A 16,262-nucleotide genomic window follows, 5' to 3' on the forward strand; every position below is an offset into this window, starting at 1 on the left:
GTGGAGGGCGGTTCAGCTTTTCCAGATGTCTTGCGTGATCGCGTCGTACCAGCCTTGGGCGTAGATCGCTTCCAGTTTTTTGTTGCCGTCCTTGGGTGAAACCCCGCCCGCGCCTTTGACGGCGATGGTCTTGCCATTTTCCAGTGCATAGACGGCGGCGACGGAGATGCCGTAGTCCGGCGCGACCAGGCTGTAGCAGGTGTTGACCCAGCTCGGTTCCGGCACGGTTTTGCCGTTGAGCAGGGCGACCACGGCGGCGGCGCAGACTTTGGCTTCCGAGTTGGCCGAGTAGCCGGATTTGGGCAGGGGGCCTGCGATTGAAGAATCCCCCACGACATGCACGCCGGGGACGAGGCTGGATTCATAGGTTTTCTGATCGACCGGGCACCAACCGGTTTTATCGGTCAGCCCGGCCGCGAAGGCGATTTTCCCGGCCTTTTGCGGCGGGATGATGTTGACCACGCTGCCCTGATGCGTCTGGCCACCGGCCATGACGGTCATGCGGGCGGCATCCACCCCAGTGACGGTGCCGCCCAAATCCATGCTCACCCATTCGATCATGCCGGGATATTCCGTTTTCCAGCCCGCTTCGAAGAGTCCCTTTTTGGCGAAATCATTTTTCGCATCGAGAATCAGCACCTTGGACTTCGGCTTATGCTTTTTGAAATAGCTGGCGACCAGCGAGGCGCGCTCATAAGGCCCCGGCGGGCAGCGGAACGGGTTGGCCGGCGAGCTCATGATGAACACGCCGCCGTTCGGCATCGCTTCGAGCTGCTGGCGCAGCAGGGTGGTTTGCGCCCCGGCCTGCCAGGCGTGCGGCATCGCCGTGGCGGCCACCTCGGCGCTGTAACCCTCGATGGCCTCGTATTTGAAATCGATCCCCGGCGAGAGTACCAGCCGGTCATAAGCGAAGGTCTGGCCATCGGCGAGTTTGACTTTCTTGCCCGCGCCATCGATTTCGCTGACCCAGCCCTGAACCACCTTCACGCCATGTTGGTTGCGCAGCGCATCGAAGGTCATCGTGATGTCGGCCATCGACTTGTCCCCCGCGAGCACCAGATTCGAGAACGGGCAGGTGACATGATTGGCTTGGGCGTCAATCAGCGTGACTGCGATCGACGGATCGAACTGACGAATGTATTTCGCTGCCGTGGCGCCACCGAACCCGCCCCCGACGACGACCACTTGCGCCGTTGTGCCGCGCGCCTGCTGGCTCATGCCACAGGCCGAGAGGGTGGCCGCTCCGGCCACGCCCAGAGAGGCTTTCAAAAAACTGCGTCGATTCATGCTCATCTTGAATATCCTGTGACTGAGTTCGGGGTCATTGAGTCGATTGCTGGGCGAAAAACGCAGCCACCGCCTGGATTTCGGCTGGGGTATAGCCCTTGGCGATCCGGTTCATGATCGTGCCGGTCAGTTTGTCCTCCCGGTAGGCCATCAACTTGCTTGCCAGTTGGGCTGCCGATTGCCCGGCAATGCTCGGAATGCTGCCTGGGCTCTTCCCATTCACGCCGTGGCAACCCATGCAGGTGTAGCCGATCGTCGCACCCGAAATCTGCTCATTCGCCGAGACCTGAGCGGCGGGAAGCAGCAGGCTGAGGCCGAGGCAAGTGCCGATCATCGGGCGGAACAAGGATCGGCGAGGGAGGCAAAGGCTTGGACTCATACGGGGCTCCTAGGGGGTGACATCAATTGCGTAATCCCAGCTTCGTATCGAATGAATCCAGCGACAAATAGAAATTAAAAATAGATTTTTCTATTAAAAAATCGCATAAATTGATAGTGGGATGATTGATTTGTTTGGCGTGATTTCTGCGCCGGATTTCCATGGATTTGTTCATGAAAATTCATGGCTTTGTTTTAATTTTCAAGTAATTGAATAAAACACGCGGGGTGGGTTGATCCGCTTTGATAACAGCAGAGGGTTTTGCCGTGGCTTGATGGATGCGCCAGCTGGCCGGGGAGGATGAGTACATTAGAAACTACTCAAGAAAATTCGTTAATTGCCCGCGCAATTTTTATTTTCAATGGCGCGGGATTTACTATCGAATTTATAGGGAAATAGGCGGGGTTTTAATTTTCCCCCTATGGAAGCACTGAATAAATCCATCCATGGATTTATTCAGCAAGCCTCGTCGCGGCGGGCTTACGCCAGCTACGCGTTCATGTCCGCGACGGTCTTCACGAATCAACGAGTTATGTCGTTGATCGTGTTGGGGCATCCTGCCCCAAGCGGGAAGCGCTGATTTAATCAGCGCTTCCCTATTCGCCAGTCCCAAATGCGGTGGGCTGAACCGTACCCGCCTCAGCGTGCAGTGTAGTATCGGTTCAGGGCTGCATTTACCGCCTGGACGGAGGCCGTGACGATGTCGGTATCGATACCAACGCCAAACCATTCGGTCGGGTCATCGTCCCAACGCAGGCTGATGGTGGCCACGGCCTCGGCTTCCGCGCCGGTGCCTCGCGCGTGTTCCTCATAACTCACCAGGCGCATCGGCTCGTCGAGGGCATCGATCAACGCGGCGATGTGGCCGTTGCCTTGCCCCTGCAATGGGGCGTGTTGTGAACCCTGATGCCGAACCAGCCAGACACGCATGCCGGCGGCCTCCGGCTGCCAGCGCAGGTCGGTCAGCGCAATCGGGGTTTCGGTTTGGCAGTAGGTTTGCTTGAACAGCGACCAGAGCGTGGCTGCGTCCATCTCTCGTTCTGCCGTATCCAGCGCGCGCTGCACCACTTGGGCGAAATCGATTTGCAGCCGCCGGGGCAGCGCCAAGCCATACGCCGTTTCCAGCAGGTACGCAATGCCGCCCTTGCCCGATTGACTATTGACGCGAATAACCGCCGCATAGCTGCGCCCGACATCGCGCGGATCAATCGGCAGATACGGGATCTGCCACGGATCGCCCGCGATCTGGGCGGCAAAGCCTTTCTTGATGGCGTCCTGATGCGAGCCGGAAAACGCGGTATAGACCAGCTCACCCGCATAAGGATGGCGCGGATGGACCGGGATGCCCGTCAGCTCGGTGCAGCTGCGAATGACCGTATCGAGATCAGAAAAGTCCAGTCCGGGATCAATCCCCTGTGTGACGCAATTGAGTGCCAGCGTGAGTAAATCGACATTGCCCGTCCGCTCGCCCTGGCCGAACAGGCAGCCCTCGACTCGATCCGCGCCGGCCAGCAGCGCCAGTTCTGCCGCAGCCACTGCGGTGCCCCGATCATTGTGTGGATGCACGCTCAGCACGACATGTTCCCGTTGCGCCAGTCGCCGGTGCATCCATTCGATCTGGTCGGCGTAGCGGTTCGGCATATGGGTCTCCACCGTGGCCGGCAGGTTCAGGATCACCGGTCGCGCCGCGCTGATGCCCCAGCAGGCCGTGACCGCATTGCAAATTTCCAGCGAGAAATCGGCCTCGGTCGCGTTGAAGGTTTCTGGGCTGAATTCCAGCAACCACTCGGTTTCTGGATGCGCCTCGGCATAGGCGCGAACCTGCCGCACCGCCGCTAGGGCAGTTTCGAGTACCGACTGGCGCGACATTTGGAACACGGTTTGCCGGAACTGCGGCGAGGTGGCGATATAGAGATGCACAATCGCCCGCCGCGCCCCGGTGAGTGCCACCAGCGTGCGCTCGATCAGCGGCGCCCGCGCTTGCGTGAGCGCCTGAATCGTCACCTCCGGCGGAATGTGCTGCTGTTCGATCAACGCGCGGACAAAATCGAATTCCACCTGCGACGCGGCGGGAAAACCGACCTCGATTTCCTTGAAGCCCAAGGTGCACAGCAACTGAAACAGCGCCAGCTTCCGCGCCGCACTCATCGGTTCCATCAGCGACTGATTGCCGTCGCGCAGATCCGTGCTGAGCCAAATCGGTGCGCGGCTCAGAGCCCGCCCCGGCCACTGCCGATCCGGCAGATCGATCACGGGCATCGGCACATATTTTTGTGAACACCGGGCAAACACTGACGAAGACATGATGTATTCCTTAAACCAAAAAGGATTGCGTTGGGGCGTCACACCGTGCCCATCACCGGGTATGGTCGCTCGACCTTCGGCATGGGTAGTGCCGTCGATCGGGGGCGGGTGTTACGCAGGCCGGGTAAGGCACAACCAACGACAAGGCTATTTTATGCGTCGATATGAGGATAAAGATTGCGTAATTTTCTTGATTAGCCTAATAATGGCAATAAAATTGCTTTTTTAATAAGATTTAAGCAATAAACGGTGACCGTCATGCTGCTGGATCGCTACGACCGTCAAATCCTAGAACGCCTCCAGGCCAATGGTCGGCTGACCAATCAGGAACTCGCCGATGCCATCGGCCTCTCTCCCTCGCCCTGTTTACGGCGCGTGCGCGCACTGGAAGAGGCGGGGTTGATTGCGGGCTATCACGCCGCGCTGGATGCCCGCCAACTCGGCCTCATGCTCACCGCGCTGGTGCATATTTCGATGGATCGGCACACGCCGGAACGTTTTGCGACCTTTGAAGCGCAAATCGCCCAATGGCCCGAAGTGGTGGAATGCCTGCTCATTACCGGCCAATCGGCGGACTACCAGCTGAAAGTCGTGGTGGCGGATATGGATGCTTACCAACAGCTCTTACTCAACCGGATCACCCGAATCGAGGGCGTGAGCGGCGTACACACCAGCTTCGTGCTGCGCCAACTGCGGGATTATCCGGCGCTGCCCGTCCCGTAACCGCACCGCCTGCGCCCGCAAACGATGCTGTTCAGGATTCCGTGCGCCCGCCGTGCAGCATGTCGGCCAGTTTGTTGTGTCGTTGTGCCAGACTCGCTACCAGCACGGCGACGACATGCAGCCCAACCCAACCAAGCAATAGATTAAAAGCCATGGCGTGACGCCATGCGGCATCCTCGTCGCCCACATAGTCTTCCAAGGTCAGCATCCAACCCGTCACCGCCGTGGACAACATCAACAGCAGCAGAATCAGGGCAGAAGCTGCGCCGCTGGGGCTCAAGCCAGAATCCTGCACTGCACGACCACGCAGGTAAGCCGGCAGACGCATCAGTTTGGCAAAGAAAATCCTCCAGTTCGCACTGGGGACTTGGGTAAAACCAAGCGCTAACCGCAGCAGTACCAACGAAGCCAAAATGTAGCCCGTCCAGGTATGCACACGATCAAAATCCGTTTCGCCAGACCACCAGGCCACAGCGAAACCGAGGACAAAGCCCCAGTGAATCAGGCGCTGTGCCAGCGGCCAAAGCGGGCGCGGGCGCATGGCCTACCAGGTGCCACGCTTGGCGATCTCGCCGGTGATTGGATGGTAGTAAATCTCCACCTTTTCACCCTTGGCATCCCAGCCGTAGATTTCGTAGCAGTTGCCCTTGGTCACCTTGAACACATTCATTTTCGGCACATCTTTCATCGCTTGGGTCAGCATCTCGACCGGCGGAATCCATTTTTCGCGAGGTTCCTGCGTGCAATCCGGGCCGGCGAAGGCGGCAGAAGTGGCGAGTAGGGCGGCGGTGAAGGCAACAACGCGAATCAGCATGATCAAATTCCTCGATGGACAAGAAGCTGGATAAAACGCAACAGAGCTAATGATAATGATTCTTGATAGCATTGCAAGATGTGGGTGAGTCAATCGACAGGCTGCGGTACAGCCCAGCGGCTCATTGCGTGGAGGCCGGTTTATCGTTTTGTGCCTTCCCGCTTCACAGGATTCGCTGGAGGGTTAACTGGCAGCGGATGGCGCAGTTGTTGGCTTGGAGTCTGTTAATGCCCGCAGAGCCCCTCTCGGGTGAAGGCAAGCCTCGCCCGTTACGATTCTTCAAAGAAACCACCCCGGGGCTTTATGCGAACGGATTGCCGGTGGGTAGCAAGCGGTTCAGTGCGTTGGCAAAAGTGTGTCGGTCGGCCTGACTGAGCGCGGCGGGGCCGCCGGTGCGCACGCCAGAATCCCGCAATTGTTCCAGCATGTCGCGGATGCGCAGGCGTTCGCGGATGGTTTCTGGGGTGAAGCGTTCGCCGCGCGGGCTCAAGGCCAGTCCGCCCTTATCCAGCACGGCAGCGGCGAGTGGAATGTCAGCGGTGATGACGAGATCGCCGGGTTGGACGCGGCGCATTATTTCGTCATCGGCTCCATCGAAGCCGCCCGGCACGACCACCGCGCGAATATGGGCGGATCGCGGCACGCGCAGCGGTTGGTTGGCGACGAGGGTCAGTGGCAGGTGAAGCCGTTCACTGGCACGGAAGAGGATGTCTTTGATGACATTCGGGCAGGCGTCGGCATCAACCCAGATCTGCATGGGATGCGCCTAGGATGGATGGGTGTGTGGCCGAGCCGGGCGACGCAATTCATCGGCGACATGATAGAGCGGGTCTTCGGCGATATTGACTTCGACCAGATCCCCCGCTTGGTGCAGCAATTGTCGGCATTCCGGTGAGAGGTGCCGCAGGTGCAGGGTTTTGCCCACGCTGCGGTATTTTTCGGCGAGGGCATCAATCGCCTCCAGTGCCGAATGATCGACGACCTTGGATTGCGCAAAGTCGATGATGGTGTCTTGCGGGTCATCCCGGAAGGTGAATGCTTCGGCAAACTGGCTGACGGAGGCAAAAAATAACGGGCCGTAAACCCGGTAGATTTTTTGCCCTTGGGCGTTAATTTCCGCGGTGATCCGCATATCCCGGGCGTGGTTCCAGGCGAACATCAAGGCCGAGGCGATGACGCCCACGATGACCGCGATCGCGAGATCGGCGACGACGGTGACGGCCGCGACGAGCAACCCCACCAGAACATCCTGCCGGGGAACCCGGCCAAACAGGCGCAGTGAGCCCCACTCGAAGGTGCCGATGACCACCATGAACATAATGCCGACCAGGGTGGCCAGCGGGATTTTTTCGATCCAAGGGGAAAGAAGCAGGATAAACAGCAGCAGGAACAGGCCGGCGGCTATGCCGGACAGTCGCCCCCGACCGCCGGATTCAATATTGATGATGGTTTGGCCGACCATGGCGCAACCGCCCATGCCGCCGAAGCACCCGCTGGCGATATTGCCGACGCCCTGCGCCACGCATTCCCGATTCGGTTGACCGCGGGTTTCGGTGATGTCATCCACCAGTTGTAGGGTGAGCAGGCTTTCGATCAGGCCAATCCCGGCCAGAATGAACGAATAGGGCAGCACGGTCAGGAAGGCTTCCAGCGTGAGCGGGAATTCCGGCAGATGGAAACTGGGTAGCCCACCCGCGATGCTGGAGAGATCGCCCACGGTTTTGGTGGGAATGTCGAGCAGCGCCACCAGCAGGCTGGTGAGCACAACGGCAACCAGCGCGGCCGGCATGGCGCGGGTGAACTTCGGCAGAAAATGGGCAATGGCCATCGTGAGCGCAATCAGCCCCAGCATGATTCCCAACGGGGTGCCGGTGATCCAGTGCAGCTCGCCCGCCGCATCTTTGGTTTGAAAGTGGCCGAGCTGGGCAAGAAAAATCACGATGGCGAGCCCGTTGACGAAGCCCAGAAAGACGGGATACGGCACGATTCGGATGAACTTGCCGAGCTGGAACAGACCCGCCGCGATCTGGATGAGCCCCATCAAAATCAGTGCGGCCAGCAGATATTCCACCCCGTGCGTCACCACCAGCCCGACCATCACGACTGCGGTCGCGCCGGTCGCGCCGGAAATCAGCCCCGGACGCCCGCCCAGCACGGCGGAAGCCAGTGCCATGATCAAGGCGCCATACAGCCCCATCAGCGGACTGACATGGGCGACAAAGGCAAACGCGACTGCTTCCGGGACGAGCGCCAGCGCGACGGTCAGGCCGGAGAGGATGTCCGCCCGCAGATTTTTCGGGGTGCTGTTCGCGATCAGGTGAAACATGGCTTCGGTTGGCTCCTGGGTTGAATCGAGGACGACGGGCGTCGGTTCGTTCCAGGCAAGTCACCCGGGGGTGAGATGGCGTGGTGAAGAGCAGCCAAACGAAGCCGTTGGGGAATCGATTGGCTTGGTGAATTGGTCGGAGTGATAGGATTCGAACCTACGACCCCTACGTCCCGAACGTAGTGCTCTACCAGACTGAGCCACACTCCGAATAAATGCGCCGATCAGTGGTTTCGAGCCACCGCAAGATCAGCGAGCGCGAGCAAGGCGTGTTTGAACTGGCTCTCGGGAAGAAAGGCAATGCTTGCCTTGGCCAGATCCGCCTCGTTTTGCGCGAGGCGCGCAGTATAGGCGAGTGCGCCGCTTTGTTCAATGGCGCGGCAGACGGCATCGATTGCACCGACATCCTGCGCGGCGATGGCCTGCCGGACGCAGTCGGCGCTTGCGGCATCGCCGTGTTGCATGGTGTAAATCAGGGGCAGGGTCGGCTTGCCTTCCGCGAGATCGTCGCCCACTTGTTTGCCGGTGTGGGCGGCATCGCCGGTGTAGTCGAGCACATCGTCGATGAGCTGGAAGGCGGTGCCGAGGTGCTGGCCGTAGGCGGTGAGGGCGGCTTCCGTGGCGTCGTCGGTTTGTTCGAGTACGGCCGCGAGCCGGGTGGCCGCCGCGAACAAGGTGGCGGTTTTGCGCTGGATGACTTCGAGGTAACGGGCTTCGCTGACCTCCGGATCGCCCATGTTCATCAGTTGCAACACTTCGCCTTCGGCGATGCGGTTCGTGGCTTCGGCCAAAATCGCCATGACGCGCGGTTCTTGCACTTCGACCATCATTTCGAACGCGCGCGAGTAGAGAAAATCGCCGGTCAGCACCGAGGCGGCATTGCCAAAACGGGTGTTGGCGGTTTCCCGCCCCCGGCGCAGGGCAGATTCATCGACCACATCGTCGTGCAGCAGGGTGGCCGTGTGGATGAGTTCCACCACTGCGGCGAGCTGCGCCGCCCAGGCCGATTGCCCGCTGAGCGCGCGCGCGGCCAGCATCAATACCATGGGGCGGAAGCGTTTGCCGCCCGCGTGGATGATGTAGGCGGATAAGTCATTGATGAGCGCAACATCGGAGTGAAGTTTGCGCTCGATCACAGCGTTGACGGCGGCCATGTCGGCGGCGGTCAGTTGGCGGATGGCGTCGAGCGTGGCTTGGGTCATGGGCAGTCGGGGCAGAGGAAAATGCGCTTACCTTAGCAGACTGACCGGCGGGCGTCAGTTCTGCTGTAACAGCGCCATCAGGGCGGCTTCATCGAGGATGGGAATGCCGAGCGCCTCGGCTTTATCGCGCTTGCTGCCCGCCTCGTCACCGGCGATGACCGCCGTGGTTTTGGCGGAGACGCTGCCCGCCACCTTGGCGCCGAGCGCCCGCAGCCGCTCACTGGCTTCTTCGCGGGTGAGCCCGCTGAGGCTGCCCGTGAGGACGAAGGTTTTGCCGGCCAGCGGTTGGCCGGCGCGGTCGGCGGGTTGGGGATCTGGCCAATGCACGCCGGCGGCGAGGAGCTGGTCGATGATGGTCTGGTTATGGGGTTGGGCGAGGAAGGTATGGATCTCCTCGGCGACGATCGGGCCGACATCCGGCACGGCTTGCAGGGCGGTGAGGTCGGCAGCGCACAGGGCATCGAGCGAGCCGAAATATGCGGCCAGGCTGGCGGCGGTGACTTCGCCGACTTCCGGGATGCCGAGCGCGTATAAAAATCGCGCCAGCGTAGTGGATTTACTGCGGGCGATGGCATCGAGCAGATTGTGCGCGGATTTTTCGCCCATGCGCGGCAGGCGGATGAGCTCCTCGAAGCGCAAGCGGTACAGATCATCGACATGGGCGATCAGTCCCGCCTGAAGCCATTGTTCGACCCATTTCTCCCCCAGCCCGTCGATATTCATCGCCTTGCGGCTGGCAAAATGCAGGATGGCTTCGCGCCGCTGGGCGGGGCAGAACAGCCCGCCGCTACAGCGTGCCACCGCCTCGCCTTCGCTGCGCACCACCGCAGAACCACACACCGGGCACTGGCTGGGTAGTTCGATGCGGCGGGCGTCGGCGGGGCGCAGTTCCGGCAGCACGCGCACGATTTCCGGGATGACATCACCCGCGCGGCGCACGAGGACGGCATCCCCCAGGCGAATGTCTTTGCGATGGATTTCGTCGATGTTGTGCAAGGTGATATTCGCCACGGTGACGCCGCCGACAAAGACCGGCTCGATGCGGGCAACGGGGGTGAGCGCGCCGGTGCGGCCGACCTGAAAATCGACGGCGAGCAGGCGGCTTTGGGCTTCCTCGGCCGGAAATTTGAAGGCAATGGCCCAGCGCGGCGCGCGTTCGGTGCTGCCGAGCTGGGCTTGCGCGGCGCGATCATCGAGCTTGAACACGGCGCCGTCGATATCGAACGCCAGGCTTTGCCGCCGCGCCAGTAACTGCTGGTGGTAGTTCAGCGCGGCATCGCGCCCGCGGACGACGGCGCGCAGGTCGCTGATTTGAAAGCCGAGCCTGCCGAGCCAGTCGAGCAGCGCCGATTGGCGTTCCGGCAGGGGCGCATCGCAGGCGCCGACGCCATAGGCGAAAAATTCCAGCGGACGCCGCGCCGTGATGCGCGGGTCTTTCTGGCGCAAGGAACCGGCGGCGGCGTTGCGCGGATTGACGAACGGTTTTTCGCCCGCGGCTTGTTGCGCGGCGTTGAGTTCCGCGAAGGCGGCATGGGACATGACGACCTCGCCCCGGACTTCCAGCACGCCCGGTACGGTCTGGCTCAGCCGCTGCGGGACGCTCGCCAGAGTGCGGATATTCAGGGTGACTTCTTCGCCGGTGTGGCCATCGCCCCGGGTGGCGGCGGATATCAGGCGGCCATCCTGGTAGGTCAGATTGATGGCCAGTCCGTCGAATTTGGGTTCGGCACAAAAACACAGCGCGGTATCGGGGGGGGCGCCGAGGGCGCGGGTCAGGCGTTGGTAAAACGCATCCCAATCAGCCGTGTTCATGGCGTTATCGAGCGAGCGCAGCGGTTCGCGATGGCTGAGTGGCGCAAATTGGGTGGTGCGGTGCAGGCTGCCGACGCGCTGGGTCGGGGAATCGGCGCGGCGCCAGTCGGGGTGGCGGGTTTCCAGCTCGATCAGCTCGCGCATCAGCGCGTCATACGCCGCATCGCTGATGGTGGGCGCATCGAGGACATAGTAGGAAAAGTTGTGCGCCTCGATCTGATCGCATAATTCATTCAGCCGCGCCCGTTCGCTGGTGTCCTCCGCAAACAGCGGCAGCGTTGTCATTCGGTCGCCGGGGTCTGATGGTTTAGCTGGTGAGTTGCTCACGATAGCGGTCGATCGATTCGGAGGTGAGCGGCGCGCGCTGGTCATCCAGCACCTCCCCGCCGAGTTGGGCGGCCATGTCCCGGGCGACATCGATCAGCCGGTCGAGCACCAGGTTTTCGCTTTGTCCGGGCAGCGGAACCTGCATGAACAGCGCCAGCAGGGGCGTGTTGAAGCTGGTGACATCGCCGCGATCAAACAATCCCGGCTTGATGCCGTTCATCAGGGAGAACAGGGTCTGGCCAAATTCGTCGAGATAGTGGTAAATCGACATGGCGCCATACTCGAAGCCGATATCTTCGATCAATTCCTGCACGGCATTTCCGGCGAAGGGAAGCCCCTCCGGATGGGCGATCAGCAGGGCGATGACCAGGGATTCGGCGCTGGCCGGGCGCTGCTCGCGGGCGGGTGGCGTGGGTTCGGCGTGGGGCGGTGTGGCCGTATCTTCGTGCGCAAGATCCGGGGCGATATTTTCTTCCGCGTGGGGTTTTTGCTGATAGTTGAAATGCGCCGTGGGTTGGCGATGACGGAACAAACTGCCGCTGGTCGGCTGCGGGTTATCGAGCACGGTGCGCCGAACGGTGCCGAGGATGCCTTCGCTCAGGGTCTCGTCGCTGGCCTCGGGTTGCAAATCGGGATTGGGGCGGGTGAAGGTCGGTTGCTTCCAGCGCAGCGGCTGGGGCTCGACCGCGAAAGGCTCGATTTCCGGCCGGTCTTGATCGCCATCCAGCGTGGGTTCTCGTCGTGGTATCGCCACGCGCCGAACCGCCGAGAGTTCCGGGGTCTCTTCGACTTCATTGCCCGCGGCCGGGGTGGGATCGTCCACCGGCTGGCGGATCGATACATCGATCGGGTCGTCGTGGTTGGCGTCGGTTCGCCCACTCCCCAGTTCGATGGCCTGTTCGCTTTTATGCCGAAAGTACAGCCAGAGGATGCCGGCGAGCGCGGCGACTCCTGCCGCTAACAAGATCCAACGCAATGATTCCATCGTGTATGACTCAAGCCTTCAGTCCGGTGTTGCCGGGGTCAGTGGGGCGACGATGCTGCATCAAGCAGGGCAACGGCGCGTTCGACATCGACCGAGACAACCCGCGATACACCCGCCTCGCGCATGGTCACGCCAATCAGTGCCTGGGCGCTGGCCATGGTGGTCTTGTTATGGGTGATAAACAAAAATTGCACCCGGTCGGACATGACGGAAACCATATCACAGAACCGCCCGACATTGGCTTCATCCAGTGGGGCATCGACTTCATCGAGGATACAGAACGGCGCTGGATTTTGTTCGAACAGGGCGAAGATCAAGGCAACGGCGGTCAGCGCCCGTTCCCCACCCGACAAGAGGGAGAGATGCGTCACTTTTTTGCCGGGCGGTCGGGCGAACAGTTGGACACCGGCATCGAGTGCGTCGGAATCGGTGAGTGCGAGCTGCGCCTGCCCGCCGCCGAACAATTCCTGAAAACGCGGGGCCAAACGCTCGTTGACTGCATGGAATATGGCGGTGAATTGCTGGCGGGTTTCTTGATCAAGTACACCGATGGCCTGACGCAGTTGGTCGATGGCCGAGCGGACATCCGCCATTTGCTCGTCCAGCGCGGCCTTGCGCGCGCGTGTTTCGGCGAAGGCCTCGATGGCGGTCAGGTTGACTGCGCCGAGGCGTTGAATTTCGGCATCCAATCGGGCGCGGGCTTCGGCCTGCCGCGTCACGGTTTCTGGGTCGGCAGCGAGGGCGGCGATGTGTTCGCGGGTAGGCAGCGGGCCGTCGTCCTGCCCGTTGGCAATGGCCTCGGCCAGCGCATCGGCGGCATGTTGCTGATGAATCCGTGCTTCGTGGAGGGCAAGCGCCGCCTGCTGATGTGTGGCCTGCGCCTGCTCATGAGTCCGCTCCGCGTCGTAAAGCGCTTGCTGCGCGGTTTGCTGGGCGGCGTGATGGGCGGAGATCTCGGCCTGGATGGCCGCCAGCGCCTGATCGAGTTCGGCAATGCGCTGATCGATGCGCGCGAGGTCGGCGGTGTGCGTATCGATTTCGGCCTGCCCGTGCGCCGTTTGTGCGAAGGCTTCCTGTTGCCGTTGCTGGATTTGCGTACGCTCGGCGGCGTGGCGCGCATGGCTGCGCAGCAGCTCGTCATGCTGATGCGTCGTGCGATCCAGCGTGCGTTCGAGGGTCTGCAGCCGTTGTTGTGCCTCGCTGGCCGCGTGTCGTCGCTCGATCAGGGCGGTTTCGGCCTGCTGAATCTGCGCCTGTCGTTGCTGACGGAGGCGCTCGGCTTCCGCCAGCACGGCCTCTTCTTCCCCCCGTGCGGCGGCGAGTTCGGCCTGCTGATGGCTGAGTCGGCTGTGGTCTTCGCCAAGCTGCCTGTGCGCCGCCGCGTGACTGGCTTGTGCCGCCGCCAGTTGAGCCTGTTCGCGCTGATGATCTTTGCGGGTGAAATCGAGCCGGATGCGCGCCTGTTCGTTCTGCTGAAGCGCCTGCTGCAGTTGCTGGCTGCGGGTTTGCGCGGCGGCGAAGGCGTGTTGCGCCGCCCGCTGGGTGGCCTGCGCCTCTGCCCATGCCTCGGCGCTCTCGGTGCAGGCGTGGTTGAGCGCCCGGAGCCGGGTGTGCTGTGCCAGGGTGACGGCGGCGGAGTCGTTCGAGGCTCGCCCCAGCCAGTGACGGCCGATGTGCCAGCCGTCGTCCAGCACGAAGCAATGCCCCGGTTCCAGTTGATGCCGCCGATGGAGTGCCTCATCCCACCCAGGCGCGCGGTGGCGGGTTTTCTGCCAGTCTGCCAGCCACGGACGGAGTGGATCGTCCGAACCTTCTTCAGCCGGGGTAATCCACCAGCCCGCCTCGGGTCGGCGGTGCCCGTTTTGCCAGTGCGCATAGAGGGCATCGAGATCGGGGACGCATTCGGCTTGCGTCATCGCGCCCAGGGCATGCGCCCAGAATGGATCGGCCTCGGCGTCCGCCAGCCGTTCGATCAGCCGGTTTTCTGCCGCCGGGGTGGGTTTGTGCGGGCGCAGGAGCCGTTCGAGCGCTTGCCGTTCGGCTTCCTGGGTGCTGTGCTGTGCCTGCGCCTGCCGTGCCGCCTGTTCCGCCGCTGCCAAGGCGGTTTGTGCCTGCGCCTGCGCGGTTTTGGCTTCGGCCAGCGCCTCGGTCAGGGCGGTGTGTTCAGCATCGAGCCGCGCCTGTTCGGCCTGGAGTTGCGCCTGCGCGGCATCCAGCGTGCGTTGCGTCGCTTCGAAATCGGGCGCGGGCTGGTTGAGCCGTTGTTGTGCCCGGTCGAGTTGGGGGGCGAGCGCATCGAGCCGGGCGCGGGTGGCGGCGAGGCAACTGCGTGCTTCGGCGGCCTGCTGCATGGCGTGGTGGAGCCGTTCTCGCTCGCTCGCCAGCGCCTGTTCGCTGGCTCTGAGGGCGGCGCTGTGTTCCGCGCGTTCATTGGCCGCCTGATCGCGCGCCTCGGTCAGGCGTTGCCGCTCCGCTTGTAGTTCGATCAGGCGGTGTTCCTGCTGCGCGGTTTCCGCATGCAACTGTTCGAGTCGGTGCTGATCCCGCTGCTGCTGTTCGATGGCGTCGAGCCGCGCCCGGAGCGCGCCGATTTTGCCTTGCAGGGCGCTGCGCTCGGTCAGTTGGCCGAAGTGCGCGGCGGTGAGCTGTTGCTGTCGCGCCTCGGCTTGCTGGCGAATGGGTTCGATCGCCCGCAGCGATTGGCGCGCCGCTTCACGCGCCTGCTGTGCCGCTTCGGCTTGCTCTGCGGTCGCCTGTGCCCGGCTTTCCGCCTGCGTGGTGATGTGTTCGGCCAGCGCCAGCGCCACGGCCGTTTGCTCGATGATCAGACGGCGGCGGCTGTGTTGCAGGCTGCGGTAGCGTTCCGCCGCTTTCGCCTGGCGTTCCAGACTGCTTTGCTGCCGATCGAGTTCGCCGACTAAATCCGTGAGCCGGGCGAGATTTTCTTCGGCTTGCGTCAAGCGTTGATGGGTTTCGCGTCGCCGTTCACGATACACCGAAATCCCGGCGGTTTCTTCCAGATAGGCACGCAGATCCTCGGGCTTGGCATCGACGATCCGGTTGACCTGTCCCTGTTCGATGACCGAATACGACCGCGCACCGACGCCGGTGCCGAGGAAGAGATCGATGACATCCCGCCGCCGCACGCGGGTGCCGTTGATGCGGTACTGCGATTGTCCGTCGCGCCCGAGGCTGCGGCGGATGACCAACTCATCATAGGCGCCAAATGGCCCGTTCAGGCGGCGGTCGCTATTGTCGAAACTGAGTTCAACCACCGCCTGGCTGGCTGCGGGGCGTTGTCCGGCTCCGGCAAAGATCACATCATCGAGCGCTTGGCCGCGCAATTGCCGGGCGGAGGATTCGCCAAGCACCCAGCGGATCGCATCGATCAGATTGGATTTGCCGCAGCCATTGGGGCCGACGATGGCCACCCGCCGATCAGGGATTGGGATTTCCGTCGGCGTGGCAAAGGATTTGAAGCCCGCGAGATACAGCTTGGTCAGGCGCATGGTGGCCTCTGCGCGGCAGGCACGCGGCCGAGGGAGCCACTATACTGTCTGCCCCTAGATTGACTGCCTGGCTGCGCGCCGTTCATGGCTTTGGAGAACATGATGACTACCCAACCGAGCAAAACGCTGGAAACTTTTCCGAACCCCTTCGTGGCGCGTGACTATACCATCCACCTACGGATTCCCGAGTTCACCTGCCTGTGCCCGAAGACCGGCCAGCCGGATTTCGCCACCATCCTGATCGACTATGTGCCGGATCAGCGCTGTGTCGAACTTAAGGCGCTCAAGTTGTATATGTGGTCGTTTCGCGAGGAAGGCGGGTTCCACGAGGCGATGACCAACAGTATTCTGGCCGCGTTGGTCGAGGTGCTGGATCCGCGCTTCATGCGCGTGACCGGCGAGTGGAATGTGCGCGGGGGGATTTACACCACCGTCGTGGCCGAGCATCGGCAGGCGGGTTGGCAGCCGCCCGTGCCGGTGGTGTTGCCTTGACCGAGGCCGGGGCGCCGCCTGCCCGTCGTTCGGATATAGGAAAAATCCTACAGGGGCTGGTGGCGAACACCGGATTTTCTGTCATCAAAGTTGCGGGATAAT

13 protein-coding genes and 1 tRNA gene are annotated in these 16,262 nt (G+C 62.1%); 2 read left to right on the forward strand and 12 right to left on the reverse strand.

Features of this window, described 5'->3' with window-relative positions; all coding sequences use genetic code 11:
- Positions 1-12: 12 nt before the first annotated feature.
- The 3 genes from VOI35_RS00740 to leuA all read right to left on the reverse strand — a co-directional run bounded on the left by VOI35_RS00740 (position 13) and on the right by leuA (position 3,970).
- On the reverse strand, positions 13-1,293 hold the full coding sequence (locus VOI35_RS00740) for an FCSD flavin-binding domain-containing protein (protein ID WP_407276000.1): 1,281 nt from the start codon (positions 1,291-1,293) through the stop codon (positions 13-15).
- Between the two features lie 28 nt (positions 1,294-1,321).
- Positions 1,322-1,666: a c-type cytochrome gene (locus tag VOI35_RS00745; protein WP_407276001.1), complete on the reverse strand. Its 345-nt coding sequence runs from the start codon at positions 1,664-1,666 to the stop codon at positions 1,322-1,324.
- Positions 1,667-2,305: 639 nt separating this feature from the next.
- Positions 2,306-3,970 (reverse strand): 2-isopropylmalate synthase, encoded by a 1,665-nt coding sequence (gene leuA / locus VOI35_RS00750; RefSeq protein ID WP_407276002.1) that lies wholly within the window; start codon positions 3,968-3,970, stop codon positions 2,306-2,308.
- 258 nt (positions 3,971-4,228) lie between these two features.
- Between leuA and VOI35_RS00755 the strand changes: the two genes are divergently transcribed.
- Positions 4,229-4,693, forward strand: a complete 465-nt coding sequence (locus tag VOI35_RS00755; RefSeq protein ID WP_407276832.1) for an Lrp/AsnC family transcriptional regulator — start codon at positions 4,229-4,231, stop codon at positions 4,691-4,693.
- 31 nt (positions 4,694-4,724) lie between these two features.
- On the opposite strand, the gene VOI35_RS00760 is transcribed toward VOI35_RS00755, so the two are convergent.
- From VOI35_RS00760 to VOI35_RS00800, 9 genes are all read right to left on the reverse strand, one after another.
- Positions 4,725-5,234: a cytochrome b/b6 domain-containing protein gene (locus VOI35_RS00760; protein ID WP_407276003.1), complete on the reverse strand. Its 510-nt coding sequence runs from the start codon at positions 5,232-5,234 to the stop codon at positions 4,725-4,727.
- Between the two features lie 3 nt (positions 5,235-5,237).
- Entirely contained in the window at positions 5,238-5,507 is a 270-nt protein-coding gene (locus tag VOI35_RS00765) for a PepSY domain-containing protein (protein WP_407276004.1), read from the reverse strand.
- Positions 5,508-5,808: 301 nt separating this feature from the next.
- On the reverse strand, positions 5,809-6,264 hold the full coding sequence (locus tag VOI35_RS00770; RefSeq protein ID WP_407276005.1) for a YaiI/YqxD family protein: 456 nt from the start codon (positions 6,262-6,264) through the stop codon (positions 5,809-5,811).
- A gap of 9 nt (positions 6,265-6,273) precedes the next feature.
- A complete protein-coding gene (locus VOI35_RS00775) occupies positions 6,274-7,833 on the reverse strand; it encodes a SulP family inorganic anion transporter (protein ID WP_407276006.1) in 1,560 nt (519 codons plus the stop codon).
- 133 nt (positions 7,834-7,966) lie between these two features.
- Positions 7,967-8,043: transfer RNA gene (locus VOI35_RS00780), tRNA-Pro, on the reverse strand.
- A gap of 14 nt (positions 8,044-8,057) precedes the next feature.
- The gene (locus tag VOI35_RS00785) at positions 8,058-9,035 is read right to left on the reverse strand and encodes a polyprenyl synthetase family protein (protein WP_407276007.1); all 978 of its coding nucleotides are present in this window, start codon (positions 9,033-9,035) and stop codon (positions 8,058-8,060) included.
- 54 nt (positions 9,036-9,089) lie between these two features.
- Positions 9,090-11,132, reverse strand: coding sequence for an NAD-dependent DNA ligase LigA (gene ligA / locus VOI35_RS00790; protein WP_407276008.1), 2,043 nt, complete (start codon positions 11,130-11,132; stop codon positions 9,090-9,092).
- A gap of 22 nt (positions 11,133-11,154) precedes the next feature.
- On the reverse strand, positions 11,155-12,159 hold the full coding sequence (locus VOI35_RS00795; RefSeq protein ID WP_407276009.1) for a cell division protein ZipA C-terminal FtsZ-binding domain-containing protein: 1,005 nt from the start codon (positions 12,157-12,159) through the stop codon (positions 11,155-11,157).
- A 38-nt stretch (positions 12,160-12,197) separates the two neighbouring features.
- Positions 12,198-15,668 (reverse strand): AAA family ATPase, encoded by a 3,471-nt coding sequence (locus VOI35_RS00800; RefSeq protein ID WP_407276010.1) that lies wholly within the window; start codon positions 15,666-15,668, stop codon positions 12,198-12,200.
- 102 nt (positions 15,669-15,770) lie between these two features.
- On the opposite strand from VOI35_RS00800, the gene queF reads away from it, so the two are divergent.
- Positions 15,771-16,160 (forward strand): preQ(1) synthase, encoded by a 390-nt coding sequence (queF, locus tag VOI35_RS00805; protein ID WP_407276833.1) that lies wholly within the window; start codon positions 15,771-15,773, stop codon positions 16,158-16,160.
- Positions 16,161-16,262: the final 102 nt, after the last annotated feature.

This window comes from Halothiobacillus sp. DCM-1, assembly GCF_045689735.1.
Lineage (GTDB): Bacteria > Pseudomonadota > Gammaproteobacteria > Halothiobacillales > Halothiobacillaceae > Halothiobacillus.

Excerpts from the sequence above, each read along its gene's own strand:
- VOI35_RS00740 (WP_407276000.1), bottom strand. The coding sequence starts at position 1,293 with ATGAGCATGAATCGACGCAGTTTTTTGAAAGCCTCTCTGGGCGTGGCC.
- VOI35_RS00745 (WP_407276001.1), bottom strand. The coding sequence starts at position 1,666 with ATGAGTCCAAGCCTTTGCCTCCCTCGCCGATCCTTGTTCCGCCCGATG.
- leuA (WP_407276002.1), bottom strand. The coding sequence starts at position 3,970 with ATGTCTTCGTCAGTGTTTGCCCGGTGTTCACAAAAATATGTGCCGATG.
- VOI35_RS00755 (WP_407276832.1), top strand. The coding sequence starts at position 4,229 with ATGCTGCTGGATCGCTACGACCGTCAAATCCTAGAACGCCTCCAGGCC.
- VOI35_RS00760 (WP_407276003.1), bottom strand. The coding sequence starts at position 5,234 with ATGCGCCCGCGCCCGCTTTGGCCGCTGGCACAGCGCCTGATTCACTGG.
- VOI35_RS00765 (WP_407276004.1), bottom strand. The coding sequence starts at position 5,507 with ATGCTGATTCGCGTTGTTGCCTTCACCGCCGCCCTACTCGCCACTTCT.
- VOI35_RS00770 (WP_407276005.1), bottom strand. The coding sequence starts at position 6,264 with ATGCAGATCTGGGTTGATGCCGACGCCTGCCCGAATGTCATCAAAGAC.
- VOI35_RS00775 (WP_407276006.1), bottom strand. The coding sequence starts at position 7,833 with ATGTTTCACCTGATCGCGAACAGCACCCCGAAAAATCTGCGGGCGGAC.
- VOI35_RS00785 (WP_407276007.1), bottom strand. The coding sequence starts at position 9,035 with ATGACCCAAGCCACGCTCGACGCCATCCGCCAACTGACCGCCGCCGAC.
- ligA (WP_407276008.1), bottom strand. The coding sequence starts at position 11,132 with ATGACAACGCTGCCGCTGTTTGCGGAGGACACCAGCGAACGGGCGCGG.
- VOI35_RS00795 (WP_407276009.1), bottom strand. The coding sequence starts at position 12,159 with ATGGAATCATTGCGTTGGATCTTGTTAGCGGCAGGAGTCGCCGCGCTC.
- VOI35_RS00800 (WP_407276010.1), bottom strand. The coding sequence starts at position 15,668 with ATGCGCCTGACCAAGCTGTATCTCGCGGGCTTCAAATCCTTTGCCACG.
- queF (WP_407276833.1), top strand. The coding sequence starts at position 15,771 with ATGACTACCCAACCGAGCAAAACGCTGGAAACTTTTCCGAACCCCTTC.